Source organism: Sphingomonas sp. Leaf231, from assembly GCF_001421995.1.
Lineage (GTDB): Bacteria > Pseudomonadota > Alphaproteobacteria > Sphingomonadales > Sphingomonadaceae > Sphingomonas.
Genome location: NZ_LMLS01000004.1, coordinates 56,763 through 74,945 on the forward strand (window position 1 = coordinate 56,763; position 18,183 = coordinate 74,945).

The 18,183-nt window shown below is 66.1% G+C and carries 9 protein-coding genes; 2 read left to right on the top strand and 7 right to left on the bottom strand.

Features of this window, described 5'->3' with window-relative positions:
* Positions 1-76: 76 nt before the first annotated feature.
* On the top strand, positions 77-685 hold the full coding sequence (locus tag ASE95_RS13320; protein ID WP_235528323.1) for a YitT family protein: 609 nt from the start codon (positions 77-79) through the stop codon (positions 683-685).
* Positions 686-790: 105 nt separating this feature from the next.
* Here ASE95_RS13320 and ASE95_RS13325 read toward each other — a convergent pair whose 3' ends face one another.
* The 6 genes from ASE95_RS13325 to ASE95_RS13350 all read right to left on the bottom strand — a co-directional run bounded on the left by ASE95_RS13325 (position 791) and on the right by ASE95_RS13350 (position 13,076).
* Positions 791-1,861 carry an aspartate-semialdehyde dehydrogenase gene (locus ASE95_RS13325; RefSeq protein ID WP_056637122.1) on the bottom strand — a complete coding sequence of 357 codons (1,071 nt, stop codon included), beginning with the start codon at positions 1,859-1,861 and terminating at the stop codon, positions 791-793.
* Between the two features lie 91 nt (positions 1,862-1,952).
* Positions 1,953-4,160 (bottom strand): S9 family peptidase, encoded by a 2,208-nt coding sequence (locus ASE95_RS13330; protein WP_056637125.1) that lies wholly within the window; start codon positions 4,158-4,160, stop codon positions 1,953-1,955.
* 96 nt (positions 4,161-4,256) lie between these two features.
* Complete coding sequence (locus ASE95_RS13335; protein ID WP_056637723.1) at positions 4,257-6,575, bottom strand: GH92 family glycosyl hydrolase; 2,319 nt, start codon at positions 6,573-6,575, stop codon at positions 4,257-4,259.
* A gap of 11 nt (positions 6,576-6,586) precedes the next feature.
* Positions 6,587-8,866: a GH92 family glycosyl hydrolase gene (locus tag ASE95_RS13340; RefSeq protein WP_235528332.1), complete on the bottom strand. Its 2,280-nt coding sequence runs from the start codon at positions 8,864-8,866 to the stop codon at positions 6,587-6,589.
* Positions 8,867-8,929: 63 nt separating this feature from the next.
* Positions 8,930-9,979 carry a glycoside hydrolase family 43 protein gene (locus ASE95_RS13345; protein ID WP_235528324.1) on the bottom strand — a complete coding sequence of 350 codons (1,050 nt, stop codon included), beginning with the start codon at positions 9,977-9,979 and terminating at the stop codon, positions 8,930-8,932.
* Between the two features lie 91 nt (positions 9,980-10,070).
* A complete protein-coding gene (locus tag ASE95_RS13350) occupies positions 10,071-13,076 on the bottom strand; it encodes a TonB-dependent receptor (protein ID WP_235528325.1) in 3,006 nt (1,001 codons plus the stop codon).
* A gap of 481 nt (positions 13,077-13,557) precedes the next feature.
* Between ASE95_RS13350 and ASE95_RS13355 the strand changes: the two genes are divergently transcribed.
* Entirely contained in the window at positions 13,558-15,906 is a 2,349-nt protein-coding gene (locus ASE95_RS13355; protein ID WP_056637131.1) for a GH92 family glycosyl hydrolase, read from the top strand.
* Between the two features lie 180 nt (positions 15,907-16,086).
* Here ASE95_RS13355 and ASE95_RS13360 read toward each other — a convergent pair whose 3' ends face one another.
* Positions 16,087-17,988, bottom strand: coding sequence for a beta-L-arabinofuranosidase domain-containing protein (locus tag ASE95_RS13360; protein WP_156348041.1), 1,902 nt, complete (start codon positions 17,986-17,988; stop codon positions 16,087-16,089).
* Between the last annotated feature and the right edge of the window lie 195 nt (positions 17,989-18,183).

The following is an 18,183-nucleotide window of genomic DNA, read 5'->3' on the forward strand; positions in this document are numbered from 1 at the left end:
GCGATCACGCCTTCACACGTCCACCGCCGCCGATGCTGCATTGCAGCAAGCGGCGGACGCGATTAGGGATTTGGGCGTGAACGATGCTGAACCCCTCCCCCATTCGGCGATCGAGGATGCCTATGCGCTGACGCTCGGCTGCATTCTGGTCGTCCTCGGCCTTGCGCTGCTTCACGCCGCCGGGCTGGTGACCGGCGGAACGGCGGGGATCGCGCTGCTGATCTCCTATGCCGTTCCGTTGCCCAGTGGCGTGTTGTTCACGCTCATCAACCTGCCTTTCATGTGGCTGGCGTGGAAGGCGATGGGCCGACGTTTCACGCTCCGCACCGTCGCGGTTGGCCTTGGCGTCGCCGGGCTGGGAACGTGGACGCGCCTCGGCCTGACGATCTCGCACATCGATCCGGCGTTCGCCGCGCTGGCGGGCGGATCGGTGATCGGGTTCGGCGCGCTGGCGCTGGCGCGGCACCATGCCGGGATCGGCGGCACCGGGGTCGTCACCCTGTGGCTGCAAAAGCGGCGCGGCTGGAACGCCGGCCGCACGCAGATCGCGATCGACACGCTGATCCTGCTGACCGCGCTGGCGTTCCTCCCAGCCGAACGCGTCGGCTGGTCGGCGGTATCGTCCGCTGCGATCAGCGGCATCCTGATCGCGTGGCACCGGCCCGGTCGCTACACCGGCAATTGAGCCGGCCGCCCGGGCCGAACGTACCGCCTTCCGGGTCGAAGATGCTGCCGGATACAGCCCGCGCATCCGTCACCCCGGCCCTGCGCCGGGGTGACGCGCGCCCGGTCAGTCGGCGGTCAGCACCGCCTGGAAATCCTCGTCGCCGGTCTCGTCGGCCTTCTTCAGGTGACGCCGTCCCAGCAATTCGGCGATCTGCACCGCGTTCAGCGCCGCACCCTTGCGCAGATTGTCGCTGACGCACCACAGCACCAGCCCGTTGTCGACGGTCGGGTCCTCACGCACGCGGCTGACGTAGGTCGCGTCGTCGCCCGCGCTTTCGACCGGCGTGATGTATCCGCCGTCCTCACGCTTGTCGATCAGCAGCACGCCCGGCGCCTCGCGCAGGATGTTCTGCGCCTCTTCGGCCGAGATCTCGTTCTCGAACTCGATGTTCAGCGCCTCCGAATGGCCGACGAACACCGGCACGCGCACACACGTCGCGGTCACCTTGATCTTGGCGCCGAGGATCTTCTTGGTCTCGACCACCATCTTCCATTCTTCCTTGGTCGATCCGTCGTCCAGAAAGCTGTCGATGTGCGGGATCACGTTGAACGCGATCTGTTTGGTGAACTTCCTGGGCTCGGCGGGGTCGCCGACGAAGATGTTGCGGCTCTGCTCGAACAGCTCGTCCATGCCGATCTTGCCCGCGCCCGATACCGACTGATACGTCGCCACCACCACGCGCTTGATCGTCGCGGCGTCGTGCAACGGCTTCAACGCCACCACCATCTGCGCGGTCGAACAATTCGGGTTGGCGATGATGTTCTTCACACGATAGCCGTCGATCGCGTCCGGGTTCACCTCCGGCACGATCAGCGGCACGTCCGGATCCATGCGGTACAGCGACGAATTGTCGATCACCGTGCAGCCTGCGGCCGCGAACTTCGGCGCATAGACGGCGGTCGCCTCGCTGCCGATCGCGAACAGCGCGATGTCCCAGCCGGCGGGGTCGAAATGCTCGATGTTCTGGACCTTCAGCATCCGACCGATATCGCCATATTCGATCTGGTCGCCCACCGAACGCGACGATGCCAGCACCGCGATCTCGTCGGCGGGAAATTGCCGCTCGGCCAGGATGTTGACCATCTCGCGCCCGACGTTGCCCGTGGCCCCAGCCACCACCACCCGGTACCCCATATCAGTCCTTCCCACGCGCCGTCCGCGCGGCGCTATCGTTTCATGTCGCGACCGCGCCCTAGCGCCGCAATTTTCGAAAAGCCAGCAACCTCTACTTGGCGCCGCTGCCGACATGCTGTTCCAGAAAGCGCTCGATCGTCGTCCACACATGGATGTCGCGCGATGCCGAATGCGTCTTGCCGGGATAGAACATCATGTCGAACGGCATGTTCGCCGCCTGCAACTCCGCCGCTACCTTCGTCGCATTGTCGAGGAACACGTTGTCGTCGGCCATGCCGTGGATCAGCAGCATCGGCGTGGTGATCTTCTTCGGATCGATCACCGCGCGCGACGCATCATAGGCGATACCGTCGGTGCGCGGATCGCCCATGTAGCGTTCGGTATAATGCGTGTCGTACAGATGCCAGTCGGTCACCGGCGCGCCGGAGATCGCCGCGGCATAGACGCCCTGATCGGCCTCGATCATCTTGAGCGACATATACCCGCCGTACGACCAGCCGAACGTCGCGATCCGCCCGGCATCGACGAAGTCGAGCGTCTTCAGATAGTCCGCACCCTTGCGCTGGTCCGCCACCTCGACGGTGCCCATCGCGTGCCAGATCGCGCTCTCGAAATCGACGCCGCGGTTGGGCGTGCCGCGATTGTCGACCTCGAAATAGATCCAGCCCTTGCCGACCAGATGCTGGATCAGCGGGTTCTTCCAGTTGCGCGCCACGCCCTGCGATCCCGGCCCGCCATAATGCTGGAAGAACACCGGATAACGCTTGCCCGGCTCCAGCCTGGGCGTGACCATCTGCCAATGCAGGTCGGTGGTGCCGTCCGCCGCCTTGATCGTACCGAAACGCATCGGCTGATGCGTGGCCACATATGGCGCGTAGGGATGCGCACCCTCGACGCGGTTTTCGTTGATCCACGCCAGCCGCTTGCCGTCCGCATCGGCCAGATAGGTCTGCGGCGGCTGGTCCGGGTTGGAGCGGGTCACCACGAACCGTTGCGCCGCGCCGTCGGCGGTGACGCTGTTGTACCAGCCGCGCTCGGTCAGGCGCGTGATCGCCCCGCGCTTCAGGTCCAGCGCGTAAAGCTGCTGCTCCAGCACGTCGTCCTTGTTGCCGGTGAAATAGGCGCGCCCCTTCGCCTCATCGACCGCGACCAGCCCGGTGACCACCCAGTCGCCCTTCGTCAGCTGCGTCCAGCGCCCGTCCTTCAACCGCCACAGATGCCCGAAGCCGTCGCGCTCCGACCGCCACAACAACCCGCCATCCGCCATCAGGCGATAGCTGTCGGAAAGGTTGATCCAGCTCTTCGCGCGCGCATTCTCGGTGAAGAGGATCGTCGACTTGCCGGTCGCGGGGTCGACGCGCAGCACGTCCAGCTTCGTCTGCGCGCGGTTCTCGCGCTGGACCAGCAACGCCGACCCGTCGGGCAGCCAGTCGACCCGCGCCAGGTAGATGTCGGGATCGCCGCCGAGGTCGACCTTCACCTTGCCCGATCCGTCAGCGCGCATCACGTACAGGTCGACCAGCACGTTCGGCGTGCCGGCCGCGGGATAGCGCTGTTCGTAGATGGCGGTGCCGGTCGCGCCGATCGCGGCGCGGGTGAACACCTTGACCGGCGCTTCGTCGAACCGCTCCACCGCAAGGTAACGGTCGTCGGGACTCCACCAATACCCCTCGTCGCGGTGCATCTCCTCCTGCGCCACGAACTCGGCCTCGCCGAAATGGACCGTGCCCCGGCCCTCGCTGGTCAGCGCGCGCGCCGCCCCGCCCGCGATCGGCTGCACCCAGACGTTCTGGTCGCGCACATAGCTGACGAAGCCGCCGCGCGGGGAGACATCGGCATTGAGCACGCCGCCGGGCACGTCGGTGATCCGCCGCGCCTGCCCGTCCAGCGTCGCCAGGTACAGGTCACCGTCGAGCGGCACCAGCAGGCTGCGCCCGTCCGCCGCCCAATCATAGGCGACGATCCCCTTCAGCGCGCCGATCCGCGCCCGCTCGCGCTGCATCTTCTCCGCCTCGGACAGCGCCGCGCCGGTGCCGATCTTCAGGCTGTCGACCAGCATCCGCTCCGCGCCCGTCGTCGTGTCGCGCGCCCACAGATCCAGCCGGTCCTTGTCGTCGGTGCGTGCCCGCAGGAAGGTCAGCAGCGCACCGTCCGGCGACAGCTTCAGCGCGCGGGGTTGCGGCCCGGCCAGGTCGGGTGCGGCGAACACGCGCTCCAGCGGCAGCGGCACCTGCGCGTCAGCCGTCATCGCCGCAACCCCCGTCGTCGCCAGTGCGGCGGCGATAAACCATTTGTGCATCCGGACCCTCCCTCACCGGATCGCTGGTGGCGCAGAACGATCGCGGAGGACAGCGGAAAGTTGTCGCATTCTATACCAATGCCGCGCGCGCGCCCCTCACCCCGCGCCGCGCCCGAACGACGGCGGCCGGTCGGGCGTCGCGACGCCGAAGCGCGACGGCGCGTCCCCCATCGTGAACTCCAGTTCGCCGCCCTTCGCCAGATCGGCGTGCGCGATCCAGTTGCGCGTCCATGGCCGCCCGTTCCAGCGCACCGACTGCACATAGGGTCGGTCCGGCGCATTGCCGATCGCGCGCACCCGCAGCCGCCGCCCGCCGCCCAGCGCCATGTCCGCCACGTCGAACAGCGGCGACCCCAGCACATAGACCGCGCTGACCGGATCGACGGGATAGAAGCCCAGCGCCGACAACACGAACCACGCGCTCATCTGCCCGCAATCGTCGTTGCCGATCACGCCGTCCGGGTCGGCCTTGTACATCTCCGTGCACAGCCGCCGCACCATCGCCTGCGTCTTCCACGGCGCGCCCGCGAAGGCGTAGAGATACGCGGCGTGCTGGTCCGGCTCGTTACCGTGCGCATATTGACCGACCAGCCCGGTGATGTCGGGCGGCGCGTTGCGCGGCAGCGTCGACGGCGCGGTGAACAGCGCGTCCAGCTTCGCGACAAACTTCTGGTCGCCGCCGAAATGCGCGATCATGCCATAGGTATCGTGCTGGTTCAGGAACGTCGCCTGCCAGCCGTTCGCCTCGGTATAGTCGCGCTGCTTGTCCGGCTTGTGCCCCAGCTGGATCGGGTCGTATTCCTTCCACCAGCTGCCATCGGCGAAGCGCGGGCGGGCGAAGCCGATCGCCGGATCGATGACGTTGCGCCAATTACCCGATCGCTTGCGCAGCGCCGCTGCGTCCGCGGTCGCACCGACCGCGTCGGCGATCGCCGCCGCCGCCCAGTCGTCATAGGCATATTCCTGCGTCCGGCTGACCGATTCCCATGTCCGGTCGGCCGGCACATAGCCGAGGTCCATGTACCAGCCGCGCCCCAGGGAGGCGTCCGAATCCTTGAAGTCGCGGTCGAACGCGCGCCGCCGGATGTTCGGCCATGCCGCGGCATAATCGGCCTTGATCCCCTTGGCATGCGCCTCGGCCAGCACCGACACCGCGTGCCAGCCGATCATCGTGCCCGTCTCCACGCCCTGCAACGGCCATGTCGGCGCGCCATACGGGCTTTCCGCGGTCTGCCGCACCAGATCGCGGGTCAGCAGCGCGGCATGATCCGGCTTGACCAGCGTCAGCAGCGGGTGGAGCGCGCGATACGTATCCCACAGCGAATAGGCGCTGAACGCCTTCTCGCCGGCGGGCAGCCGATGCACCTGCCGGTCCAGCCCGACGTAGCGCCCGTCGCGGTCGGTGAACGACGTCGGCCCCATCATGCAATGGTACAGCGCGCTCGCCATGATCGTGCGCTGCGCCGGGGTGCCGCCGGTCACGCGCACCGCGTCCAGTTCCTTGCCCCATATGCGCCGCGCCGCGGTCGCGGTCGCATCGAAGTTCCAGCCGGGTGCCTCCGTCGTCAGCGCGGCCTTCGCGCCGGCGACGTCCACCGCCGAGATCCCGGTCTTGATCAGCAGCGGCGCGGCGCCGGCATCGTCGAAGAACAGCGCCACCTTCAGCCGATCGCCCTTCACCCCGTTCGACGCCGCGCGATCGTCGCTGAAGAACTCCACCCGGTCCGGCTTGCGCGACAGCCGCATCGCGAAGTGGATGCGCCGCCCCTTGGCCCAGCGATGCACCCGCCGGCTGCCGGTCAGCAACCCGTCGTCGTCGAGGTGCAACGACGCTTCGTCCAGCAGCGTCCCCTTGTCCCACACGTCCAGGATCATGTGCGCGAAATCGACCAGCACATGCCCCTCGCCTTTCGGGAAGGTGTAGCGGTGCCACCCGGTGCGCTCGGTCGCGGTCAGTTCCGCCAGCACGCCCGATTCCAGCCGCACGCGATAATATCCCGGCTCGGCATGCTCGTCCGAAAAACGCTGGCGATAGCCCTTGTCGGGATCGTTCAGCGGCCCGGGCACCAGCCGCAACGCACCGCGCGTCGGCACCACCAGCACGTCGAGCATGTCCCCGATCCCGGTGCCGGACAGATGCGTGTGGCTGAACCCCATGATCGAGCCATCGGTGCGGTGATAGCCCGAACAGGCATCCCAGCGCGTGTTGTCGGTATCCGGCGACAATTGCACCATCCCGAACGGCAGCGTCGCCCCCGGGAAGGTGTGCCCGTGTCCGCCGGTGCCGACGAACAGATCCGGCTTGCCCGCCGCCGGGGCTTGCGCGCGCGCCGCCGCCGGCAACGCGCCGGCCAGCCCCAGCCCCGCCCCCAGTCCGGCGGCAGCGGCGATCGCTTCGCGGCGGGTGGTCGTCATCGCATCATCCTTCATTTCGGCGCGCTCATCGAGAACGGTGCCGCCCCCTTGTCCGCGCCCCATGCCTTGTTCGGCGTCGGCCCCATCACGAAGCGCAGCGTACCGCCGGCCTGCAACGCCTCGCGCGTCAGCCACGGCCTGCCATGCGCCACGCCGTTCAGCGTCGCGGACTGGATGTACACGTTGTCGCGGCCGTTGTTGACCGCCTCGATCGTCAGCACCTTGCCGCCCGGCATCGTCACGCGCACGTTGCGGAACAGCGGGCTGCCGATCGCATATTGCCCGACCGTCGGCGTGACCGGGTAGAAGCCCAGCGCGGAGAAGACGTACCATGCCGATGTCTGGCCATTGTCCTCGTCGCCGGGATAGCCGTCGGGCGCGGAGGAATAGAGTTTGCGCATCACCTCGCGCGCATGGAATTGCGCCTTCCACGGTGCGCCGGCCCAGTCATAGAGGTAGATCATGTGCTGGATCGGCTGGTTGCCATGCGCGTACTGGCCCATGTCGACGATCTGCATCTCGCGGATCTCGTGGATCACCTGCCCGTAATAGCTGTCGTCAAAGATCGGCGGGGTCGAGAACACCGAGTCCAGCCGCGCGACGAACTTCTCGCGCCCGCCCATCAGGTCGATCAGCCCCTGCACGTCCTGCATCACCGACCAGCTGTAGTGGATCGAATTGCCCTCGGTGAAGGCGTCGCCCCATTTGTACGGACTGAACGGCGTCGACCACGAACCGTCGCGGTTGCGCCCGCGCATCCAGCCGCTCTGCGCGTCGAACAGCTTGCGGTAATTCTGCGCCTGCGCGGCATATTTGCGCGCGTCGTCGGGCTTGCCGAGCGCGGCGGCCAGCCGCGACAGCGAGAAGTCGGCGGTGGCATATTCCAGCGTGCGCGCCGCATTCTCGTTGATGCCGACATCGTACGGGACATAGCCGAGCTGGTTGTACAGCTCGACGCCCTCGCGCCCGACCGCCGACACCACCTTGCCCTTGGCATCGCGTGGTCGCCCTTGCGACGTCGTCGCGTTCTTCACCATCGCTTCGTACAGCGTGTTCACGTCGAACCCGCGCACACCGTTCAGATACGCGTCGGCGATCAGATTGGCCGAGTTCGATCCGATCATCACGCTGCGATGGCCGGGGCTCGCCCATTCGGGGAGCCAGCCGGATTCCTTGTACGTGTTGACCAGCCCCTGCATGATCTCGCCGTCACGCTCGGGATACATCAGCGCGAAGAACGGGAACACCGCGCGCCACGTGTCCCAGAACCCGTTATCGGTATACAGCGGCCCGGCGTGCACCTTCCCGTCATACGGGCTGTAATGGACGGTCTGGCCCTTCGCATCGACTTCGTGGAACTGCCGCGGGAATTGCAGCATCCGCCACAGCGCCGAATAGAAGGTGCGGCGATTGTCGATGTCGGAGTCGTCGACCGCGATCCGGTCCAGCTCGCGCGTCCACGCCGCCTTGGCCTTGGCCTGGGTCTGCGCAAAGCCGTCACGCCCGATCTCGCGGTCGAGATTGCGTTGTGCCTGCTCCGCGCTGATGAACGACGACGCGACGCGCACGCCCACCTGCTCGCCCGCGCGGGTCCGGAACGACACCACCGCGCCGACATGGTCGCCCTCGGCGCGCGTTCCCGTCGTCACCGCGCCCGCGCCGTCGAAGGTGCGCGACACCGTGAAGTCGCGGTCGAACTCGGCGACGAACCAGTTGCGGAAGTTGCCCGGCACCCCGCCGTGATTGTTGCGGACATAGCCGGTGATCCGCCGACGCCTGACGTCCACCGACACCATCGACCCGCCGGCGTACCCGTCGAGCAGCACGTGCGCCTGATCGCTCTTGGGGAAAGTGAAGCGGAAATGCGCCGCGCGTTCGGTCGGCGCGACCTCGGCGGTCACGTCGTAATCGGCGAGATAGACCTTGTAGCCGTAAGCGGTGCTGACCTCCGCCTTGTGGCTGAACCACGACGCGCGGTCCGCTTCCTTCACCTTCAGCGCGCCGGTCATCGGCAGCAGCGCGAAGGCGGCGTAATCGTTCATCCACGGGCTGGGCTGGTGCGTCTGCTTGATGCCGTTGATCTTGTGCGCGCTGTACGTATAGCCCCAGCCATCACCCATCTTGCCGGTCACCGGCGTCCAGGCGTTCATGCCGAACGGCACCGCGATCGCCGGATAGGTGTTGCCATAGGACAGCTCGTAGCTGGAATCGGTGCCCATCAGCGGGTTGACCAGGTCGATCGCCGCAACCGGCGTTTCCTGCGCCAGGGTCAGCGCCGGGGTCGCGATCATCGTCCCCGCGCACAGTGCCGCGATCCATCCGCGCATCGGCTTCTTGCTCAACGGTCGTTCCTCTCAGCGTAGCGGGCGGGGCGTCGTGACGCCGGTGTTGGTCAGCGTGACCGGCTCGATCGATCCATCGACGGCGAAACGCATCCGCTCGATCGCGACCTGCCGATGTTCGCCCTTGTCGTCGCCCAGCGGGCGGCGGTGATAGACGATGTACCATTCGTCGGTGCCCGGCACGTTCACCACCGAATGGTGCCCCGCCCCGCGCGCGACCTTCATGTCCTGCGCCATGATCGTGCCGCGCTTCGTGAACGGCCCGACCGGGGAAGTGCCCGTGGCATAGGCGACGCGATAGTCGGGGCCGGTCCAACCGCCTTCCGACCACATCAGGTAATAGACGCCCTTCCGCTTGATGACGAACGATCCCTCGACATAGCCGGGCGGCGTGATCTCCTTGAACGTCGAGCCGTCGGCGTGTTTGCCGACCGTCTTCAGGTCCGCCGACAGCCGCACGACATTACAATGCTTCCAGCCGCCGTAATAGAGATACACCTGTCCGTCGTCGTCGCGGAACACGAACGGGTCGATCGGCTGCGCGCCGTTGTGGAAGGCGCCGATCAGCGGCTTGCCCAGCGCATCCCTGAACGGGCCGCCGGGCGTGTCGCTCACCGCCAGCCCGATGCCGCCATATTCCTTGTCGCTCTGGATGTCGTTGGCGCTGAAGAAGATGTAATAGCGCCCGCCCGCCTCGATCGCCGTCGGCGCCCAGATCGCATAGGACGCCCAGGCGATGTTCTCGACATCCAGCACGCGGCGATGCTTTGTCCAGTGCACGAGGTCGGGCGAGGAGAAGGCGTCGAAGAAGGTCTGCTTGGCATAGGATGGCCGCACCATCCGCCGCTTGCGATCCTCGATCTGCCGCGCCGAGAAGCGCGACGCCGTCGCGGGGGTGGCGGGATCGTCGGAATAGGTCGGGTAGATCCAGTACTCGCCCGCGAAGATGCGGATCTCCGGGTCGGCGTACCAGCCGGGCACGATCGGGTTGGCGGCGTGCACCGCGGCGGTCGCGAGCATGGCCGTACCGGCGACCAAGGTCGCAAAACCCCATCTGTTCACCGCAAGTCTCCTGATGATCCGCCCCGTTTCGAAAAAGCGGGTGGCCGCCGTGGCGACCACCCGTCAGGGGGGGAAGGATTTCGGTCGTGCGTCAGAACTTGTATGACACGCCGACATAGGCGCGACGACCGGAATACACGTTCGAGATGAACCGCGCGTCGGTGTCGTTGCCCAGATGCTGGCGCTGTTCGGACTTGGTCAGGTTGATGACCGAGGCGCTCAGCACGAAATTCTCGAACAGATTGTACGATGCGTTGAGGTCGATCTGCTCATAGGGATCGTCATAGACGTTCAGCCCCGATTGCAACCCGCGCACCACTTCGCCGCGGCGATTGTACGACGCGCGCAGCAACATGCGGTCGTTCTCGTAGAACAAGGATCCGTTGATCTGCGTCTTGGCGCTGCCGACCAGCGGCGAGCTGCCGACGTTCTGACCCTCCAGCGTGATCTGCGCCACCGACGTGTCGTTGTAGGTGAAGTTCACCTGCGCACCCAGCCCGAACGGCAGCGTGTGCTGCGCGTACAGCTCGACACCCTGCGACCGCGCGTTCGATCCGTTGGCGACGGTGCTGTACGGCTGGATCAGCTGCGGCGAACCGTTGACCACCTGCGTGACGTCCAGCACCAGCGGCACGATGAAGTCAGACACGTCCTTGCGGAACGCCGTCGCACCCAGCACCGACCCGCGCTTGAAATACCATTCCAGCCCGATGTCGTATTGCCACGCCTTGAACGGGTTCAGCGCGCCGTTGCCGCCCGAACCGGACCAGCCTTCGCGTTCGCCGAACTGGCGGCGGTCGAACGCATATTCGGGCGAGCGATACGTCAGGTTGCGCTGCGAGCCGAGGTTGGTGAACGCCGGGCGCGCGATCACCTTGGCAACCGCGCCGCGCAGCAGCAGGTTGTCGGTGACGTCGAACGACGCGTTCACGCTGGGCAGCCAGTCGCTGTACGTCCGCGTCTGGTCCAGTCGCGTGTTCACGATCGTCTCGCGCTGCGCCAGCGGCAGCGTGTTGCAATTGCCGTCCGGGCCGGCGGGCGGCGTCACGAACGGCCCGCCGGGCGCGTTGACGCAATAATCGTTGAGCAGCTGCAACCGGTCCGACGTGACGCCAGTCTGCTGCGTGTTGACGTAGCGCAGCCCCAGATTGCCGCGAAACCGCTCGGCCTTGAAGTTCGCCTGCGCGTAGCCCGCCCAGATCCGCTCCCCGATGCCATAGACGAAGCCGGTTTCATCGACGCGCACCGCATCGCCATAGGTGCTGTTCAGATAGCCGAGGTAATTGCCGAAATTGATCCCGGGGAAGGCATTGCCACTGAACCCGCCGGCAATGTTGCCGATCGGCTTGTCGAAGAAGAACCCCGGGCGTGTCGTCGCGGCACCCGCCGTGTCCTGATACCGCAGCTGGGTAGCCGGATCGGCATACCATTCGTTGCGTCCCGTCGAACGGTCGACCTGCCCGTCGCGCCACTTCGCGCCGATCTGCACCGAGTCCAGAAACGTCTCGAACCGCCGCGTCAAATCGAGCTGGGCATAGCGTTGCTGGATCGAGCTGCGGTTGAACGACGAATTCGTCGAACCCAGGTCGATCTGCGTCAGGCCATTGTTGATATTGTCCTGAAGGTCCGGCGAGAATTCGAAATTCGCCGACTGATCGGTAAAGTTCCAGGCGCTGAACTGGTTGCCGTTGATCCCGACGATGCCGTTCACGACGCGCGGCTTGGCCGCCACGCTGAACCGCGCGGAGGGGCCGCCGGTCGCGCGGGTCTTGCCCAGCTTGAACACCGCCTCGAACCGGTCGCGCTTGAACGCACCCTCGACGTCGAACGTGTTCGAAACCGACTTCTCGCGGCTGTACGTGCCGAAGATCTGCGGCGTCTCCATCGTGCACGGCGGCTGGTTGCCGACCTGCACGCGACAGCCGGTGCCGTCGGGCGGCACCTGGAACTGCGCCGACTGGAAGATCGTGCCACTCTTGTCGAGCGTCGCGCCCGAGAAGAAATTGCCATATCCCCATTCCGGGATCTGGATGCCGTTGCTGACGAAATCGTCGTCGACCTGGAAGCGGAAGTAGTTCGCGGTGACGGTGAAATCGTCGAACGGCTTCATCTGCGCGGTCGCCTGGATGCCGAGCCGCTTGCGGTTCTGCTCGGTGATCGTCTGGCTGACCTGCTGCGGCGCCCAATAGCCGTCGAAGACCTGGTTCGACTGGGTGGTCGCACCCGTGTTCTCCGGCCAGTAGGAAACCGCGTCGTCATTCTCGAACGTATTGCCGTTCACATCGACCGCGGGCTTCTTGTTCCGGTCGTACGTCCACCAGTTCCAGCTCGACGCCGCCGCGCGGTGATCGCGCACCGTGCGCTCCTGATAGGTCGCGCCGACCAGGAAGCCGAGCGTCTCGTCCGGGTTCTTCCACGACAGCTGCCCGCCGATCTGCGGCTGCACCTTGTCGGTCACATCGGCATAGGTGCCCTCGACCGACACGAAACCGCTCAGCGATTTCAGGTCGAGCGGACGACGCGTGTGCAGGATGATCGTGCCACCGACGCCGCCTTCGTCCAGCCGCGCCTCGGGCGATTTGAACACGTCGACGCTGCCGATCATGTTCGACGGCAGCAACAGGTAGTTGAACGACCGCGACGGCTCGTTGTCGTCCGCCGACGCGATGAAATTGCCGTTAAGCTGCGTCAGCGTCAGGTCCGACTGCAGACCACGGATGCTGACGCGCGATCCTTCGCCGCCGTCGCGGTCGATGATGATGCCCGGCACGCGCTGCAACGAATCCGCGACGTTCTTGTCGGGGAACTTGCCGATGTCCTCGGCGGTGATGACGTCGACGAAGGCATTGGCCTCGCGCTTGCGGCTCAGGCTTTCCTCGATCGAGCGGCGGTATCCGGTGACGACGATGTCGCCCGCCGCCGCATCGCCGGCCGGCGCGACGCCCGCGTCCTGCGCGGTGCCGACGTTGCTCTCGGGCACGGTGGTGGTGGCGGTGGTCGAATCAGGGGCGACGGCGGGCGCGGTGGAAGGCGAGGTTTCCTGCGCCTGCGCGGTGGCGGCGATGCTCAGCCCGGCGGTGGCGAGCAGCAGCGGCATCAAACGACGCGCCGAAGGCGCGGGTCCACGATGACGAACGGACATAGAACCTCTCCCGATCCCGGCCGGGGTCGCTGCCCCATGCCGGCTCCCTGTGACGCCGCGCGCGATCCGCACCGATTTTTCGGTGGCGGCCACGACCTTTTTTCCGGCCGTGCCATCCCGGCGACTTGGTTCCATGTCGCAATAATGAAAGCACTTTGTCAATTGTTTGGGCTAAAAAAGTCTTATAAATGTATATACTTAACCTAGGTAGTGGTAGGGTTATTTGCTCAGGGTGGTTGGCACCTTCACCCGGCCCCGTAAGCTGGTATGTCGACTTATCTGCACAAGCGGTGCTGGCGCGCCTTCCCGGAACGCGCACACGCGGCAGGCCCGCATTCGCGCTTGCGGCGAATTAACAAAAATGGTGTTTTATTTACAGCCACTTGGCCCATAGCAATGGCAGGCCAAACGATAACGATCTTCAGGGAGAGGCGTGATGAGCAATAAGCGGACCGGAGCCTTGCGACGGACACTCCGCCTCTCGGCCTGCGGCGCGGCGATGCTCGCGATCGTCACGGCCCCCGTCGCTGCTCAGGTCGCGGACACGATCGCGGCAGTCGATCCGTTCATCGGCACCGGCGGCGAAGGCCATACCTTTCCGGGCGCGGTCGCACCGTTCGGCATGGTGCAATTGTCGCCCGATACCGACACGTCCTGCGTGATCCGCGAATGTTATGGCCATGCCGCCGGCTACCGCCACGACGACCCGACCATCCAGGGTTTCAGCCACACGCATTTCTCCGGCGCGGGCCATTCCGATCTCGGCGACCTGCTGGTGATGCCGGTATCCGGGGACACGGTGCCGATGGATCCCGGCACGGTCGCCGCGCCCGGCTATCGCTCGCGCTTTTCGCATGCGGCGGAACGCGCCACGCCCGGTTACTACGCCGTCACGCTGGACGGGCCACAGGTGCGCGCCGAACTGACCGCGGGCACCCGCGTCGGCGTGCATCGCTACGCCTTTCCCGCGGGCAAGGCCGCGCATCTGGTCGTCGACCTCCGCTCCTCGCTCTACGATTATCCCGGCAAGATCCTGTGGTCCGGCCTGCACATGCACCCCGATGGCATGCTGACCGGCTTCCGCGAGACGCGTGGCTGGGCACCGGGGCGCAAGTTATACTTCGCGATGCGCTTTTCCGCGCCGCTGACCGGGCACGCGCTGGTCGATCGCGATGCCGACGTGACCTACAAGGGTTTCGCACCCCCCGGACGCGGCAGCGACGCGCTCGTCGAGAAGCTCGGCCGCGCATTGGAGGCACGGCTCGACTTCGGCACGCCAGACCGCCCGCTGGAGGTGAAGGTCGCGCTGTCCGGCGTCGACGAGGCGGGGGCGATCGCCAACCTGGCGGCCGAACCCGGCGACTTCGATGCGGTCCGCGCCCGCACGCAGGCGGCGTGGGGCGAGGCGCTGGGTGCCGTCGCACTCGAAGCGCCCGCGCCGATGAAGACGATCGTTGCCACCGCCCTGTACCACAGCCTGATCGCGCCCGGCGTGTGGAGCGACGCCGATGGACGCTGGCGTGGCCCCGACGATCAGGTCCATCTGGCGCAGGGCTATACGCAACGTTCGACCTTTTCGCTGTGGGACACGTTCCGCGCGCAGCACCCGTTGCTCACGCTGGTCCAGCCGGAGCGGACCACCAGCGACGTGGTCAATTCGCTGATCGCCAGCCAACGCCATAGCCCGCACGGCATCCTGCCCGTCTGGCAGTTCGCCGGGCGTGAGACGTGGACGATGATCGGCTATCACGCGGTGCCGGTGATCGCCGACGCGTATATGAAGGGTATCGGCGGCTTCGATGCCGGTGCCGCGCTCGACGCGATGATCGCCAGCGCCGACTATGCGCCTTATGGCGGGCTCGGCGATTACATGAAGCTCGGCTATGTCCCGATCGATCGCGAGCCGGAAGCGGCATCGAAGACGGTCGAATATGCCTATGACGACTGGACGATCGCGCGGATGGCGCGCGCGCTGGGCCGCACCGACGTCGCCGCCCGGTTCGAACGACGCGCCGCCAACTGGCGCAACAGCTTCGATGCGAAGACCGGCTGGCTGCGCGCGCGACGCAGCGACGGGACGTACCGCACGCCGTTCGATCCGACCGCAATCAACTACGGCTCGGATTATACCGAGGGGAATGCATGGCAATATAGCTGGTTCATGCCGCAGGATCAGGCCGGATTGTTCCGGCTGCTCGGTGGCGATGCGAAGACGATCGCCAAGCTGGATGCAATGTTCGACTATGACATGTCCACGCTGGACTATAGCCATGCGGAGGATATCGCGGGGCTGATCGGTCAATATATCCATGGCAACGAACCCAGCCACCACGTCGCCTACCTCTACGGCTATGCCGGCGCGCCGTGGCGGACGCAGGAACGCCTGACGCAGATCGTCGCGAGCCAGTATAACGCCAGCCCGGACGGCCTCAGCGGGAACGACGATCTCGGACAGATGTCGGCATGGCTGGTCTTTACCGCGCTCGGTTTCTATCCGGTCGCGCCCGGCAGCAACGAATATGTGATCGGTCGCCCGTTCGTCTCGCGCGCGCAGCTTCGCCTGCCCGGCGGCAAGTCGTTCACGGTCGTCGCCGACGGGCTATCCGACGCCAATCGCTACGTCCGCACCGTGACGCTCAACGGCACCCCGCTCACCCGCACCTATTTGCGCGACGCGGAGGTGCGGGCCGGCGGCGAATTGCGCTTCACGATGGCTAGCACGCCGAACAAGGCATGGGGAAAGCCGCGCGCCGCCCGGCCTTATTCGATGTCCACCGCTCGCTGACGACATCCGCCAAGCCGCGCGCGGTGGGCCGATCCACCGCGCCGGCACCCGAACGCGGCGGACCTACCGGCGCGCGAAACGAACCGGCTGGGAGGCTGCGCGCCCTCCCGTCACCGCCAACGCGGCGAAACCGCACGGTCCCTGACCGCAACGGTCGCCGCCGTCTCGCCGACGAACGCGCTACGCCACCGCCGCCGGGGCCAGCTTCCAATATGTCGCATACCGCTCGTGCGCGATCCGGTGGTACGGCACCAGCTTGACCGGCGTGCCATCCTGCGCCGCGATCGTGAACTCCAGCGGCTGGTCACCCGCACGGATGCTGCGCGCCAGCACGTCGGCATCGCCCGCCAGCACCGGCACGGCGACAGGGGCGTCGTTATACTCGCCGTACTTGCGCTCGTTGACGATGATGTCCGCGCCCGGCGCCAGCCCCTGCGCGCCCAGTGCACCCGCCAGCACCAGCGGCCCGTAGGTGAAGGCGACGATCTCCGGCGCGGCCGGGGCATGTTCCGCCACCGGCTCCATCACCAGTCGCAATTCCACCTCGTCCCCGTCGGCCCACGTCCGGTCGATCGTCACATAGCTGCCCGGATCGATCGACCGCGCCGCCTCCCGGCCGTTGACCAGCACCGTCGCGGTCCGGCTCCAGCGCGGATGCCGCAGCTTCAGCGCGATGGCGACCGGGCGCTCGGCGGACCAGCGAAGCCGCGTCCCGGCACGCTCGGGAAACGAGGTTATCTGCTTCACGACCACCCCCTGCTGCTTCCAGCGGAGCGCGGATGGCACGAACAAATTCACGTACAGCTGTCGATCGTCGTGGAAGTAGATCGAATCACGATACTTGACGTGGTTCTCCATACCGGTGCCGGTGCAGCACCAGAACGAGTCCTCAGGTGTATGATATAGCTTCATATATCCCGGCTTCGCGCCCTGGAAATAGGTTGCCATGCCGGTGTCCGGATCCTGGGAGGCCAGGATGCCGTTATAGAGCGTGCGTTCGTAATAGTCTGCGTATTCGGCACGCGGATCGTGGAGGAACAGCATTCGCGTCAGCTTCAACATGTTGTGTTGGCAGCATGTTTCCGATCCCTTCGCCGAAAACACGTGCTTGTCGAAATCGGCCATCGCAAAGAAATGTTCGTTGTCGCCGTGCCCGCCGGTGGCGAACGCGCGGGTCAGCGCCACCGTCTTCCAGAAGAATTCGGCCGCGGCGTGGTAGCTTTCGTCACCGCCAGTCTCCGCCACGCGCTGGAAGCCGATGATCTTGGGGATCTGCGTATTGGCATGCATCCCGTCCAGACGGTCCTGTGCCTTCACCAGCGGCGCGAGCACTGCTTTTTGTGAAAAACGCTGGGCAAGCACCTGATAATCGGTGTTGCCGGTCATGACGAACAGATCGGCATAGACTTCGTTCATGCCGCCATATTCGGTGGTCAGCATGTCCTCGAACTGTGCGTCGGACAATGACTTCGTCGCCACTACACCCCAATCCGCCAGCCGCAACAGCACCGCACGCGACGCATCGCTGTCCGCCAACAGCGTGGCGTCGCGCAATCCGGCATAGATCTTGTGGAGCGTGTACCACGGCACCCCCGTGATCGGCTCACCGCGCAGGTGCGCAGCGATCAGCGCCGCCCCCTTCGGAAACGCGCAGACCAGCCCGCTGTCCGCCGCCTTCTGGCACGCCGCCAGCTCTCCCGCGATATAGTCGATCCGCTTGCGGTAGCGCCGGTCGCCGGTGGCGCTGTACGCCAGCGCGCAGCCGGACAGATAATGACCGAGCGTATGCCCGTGGCAGTTGATCTCGTCCCACAGCGGCTCCGATTCCCAGCCGCCATATACCGCTGCCTTGGGCTTAAGCCCTGCATTCACTCGAAAATTGTGCAGCAGCCGGTCGGGCTTGAGCCGCAGCAGATACGCCTCGGTCTGGCGCTGGGCATGGAGAAACGGCCCGTCGTGCAGGTCCACGTCGCGCATGTCGAACGGCTGCAGCGTGGCAGCAGCGGGCGCGGTTGCGGCCGCTTCGGCCAGCGCAGGCGCCGCGATACCGGCGAGCAGTGCACTGCCGGCGACGCCGCCCATGACGTGCCGACGCGACGGGTGGGAACAGCAAGCGACACTCACAGACACTCTCCTGATTCTCATGGATGGCTCGGAACGGCACCCCATTCACAGCATAGCCATTACTCCGTCATTTGCCAGCCGCAGAGAAATCGACCGACCACCAAAGCACGCCGCCAATTTCCTTCATTTACGAACGACTTGCCTTTCATTCAT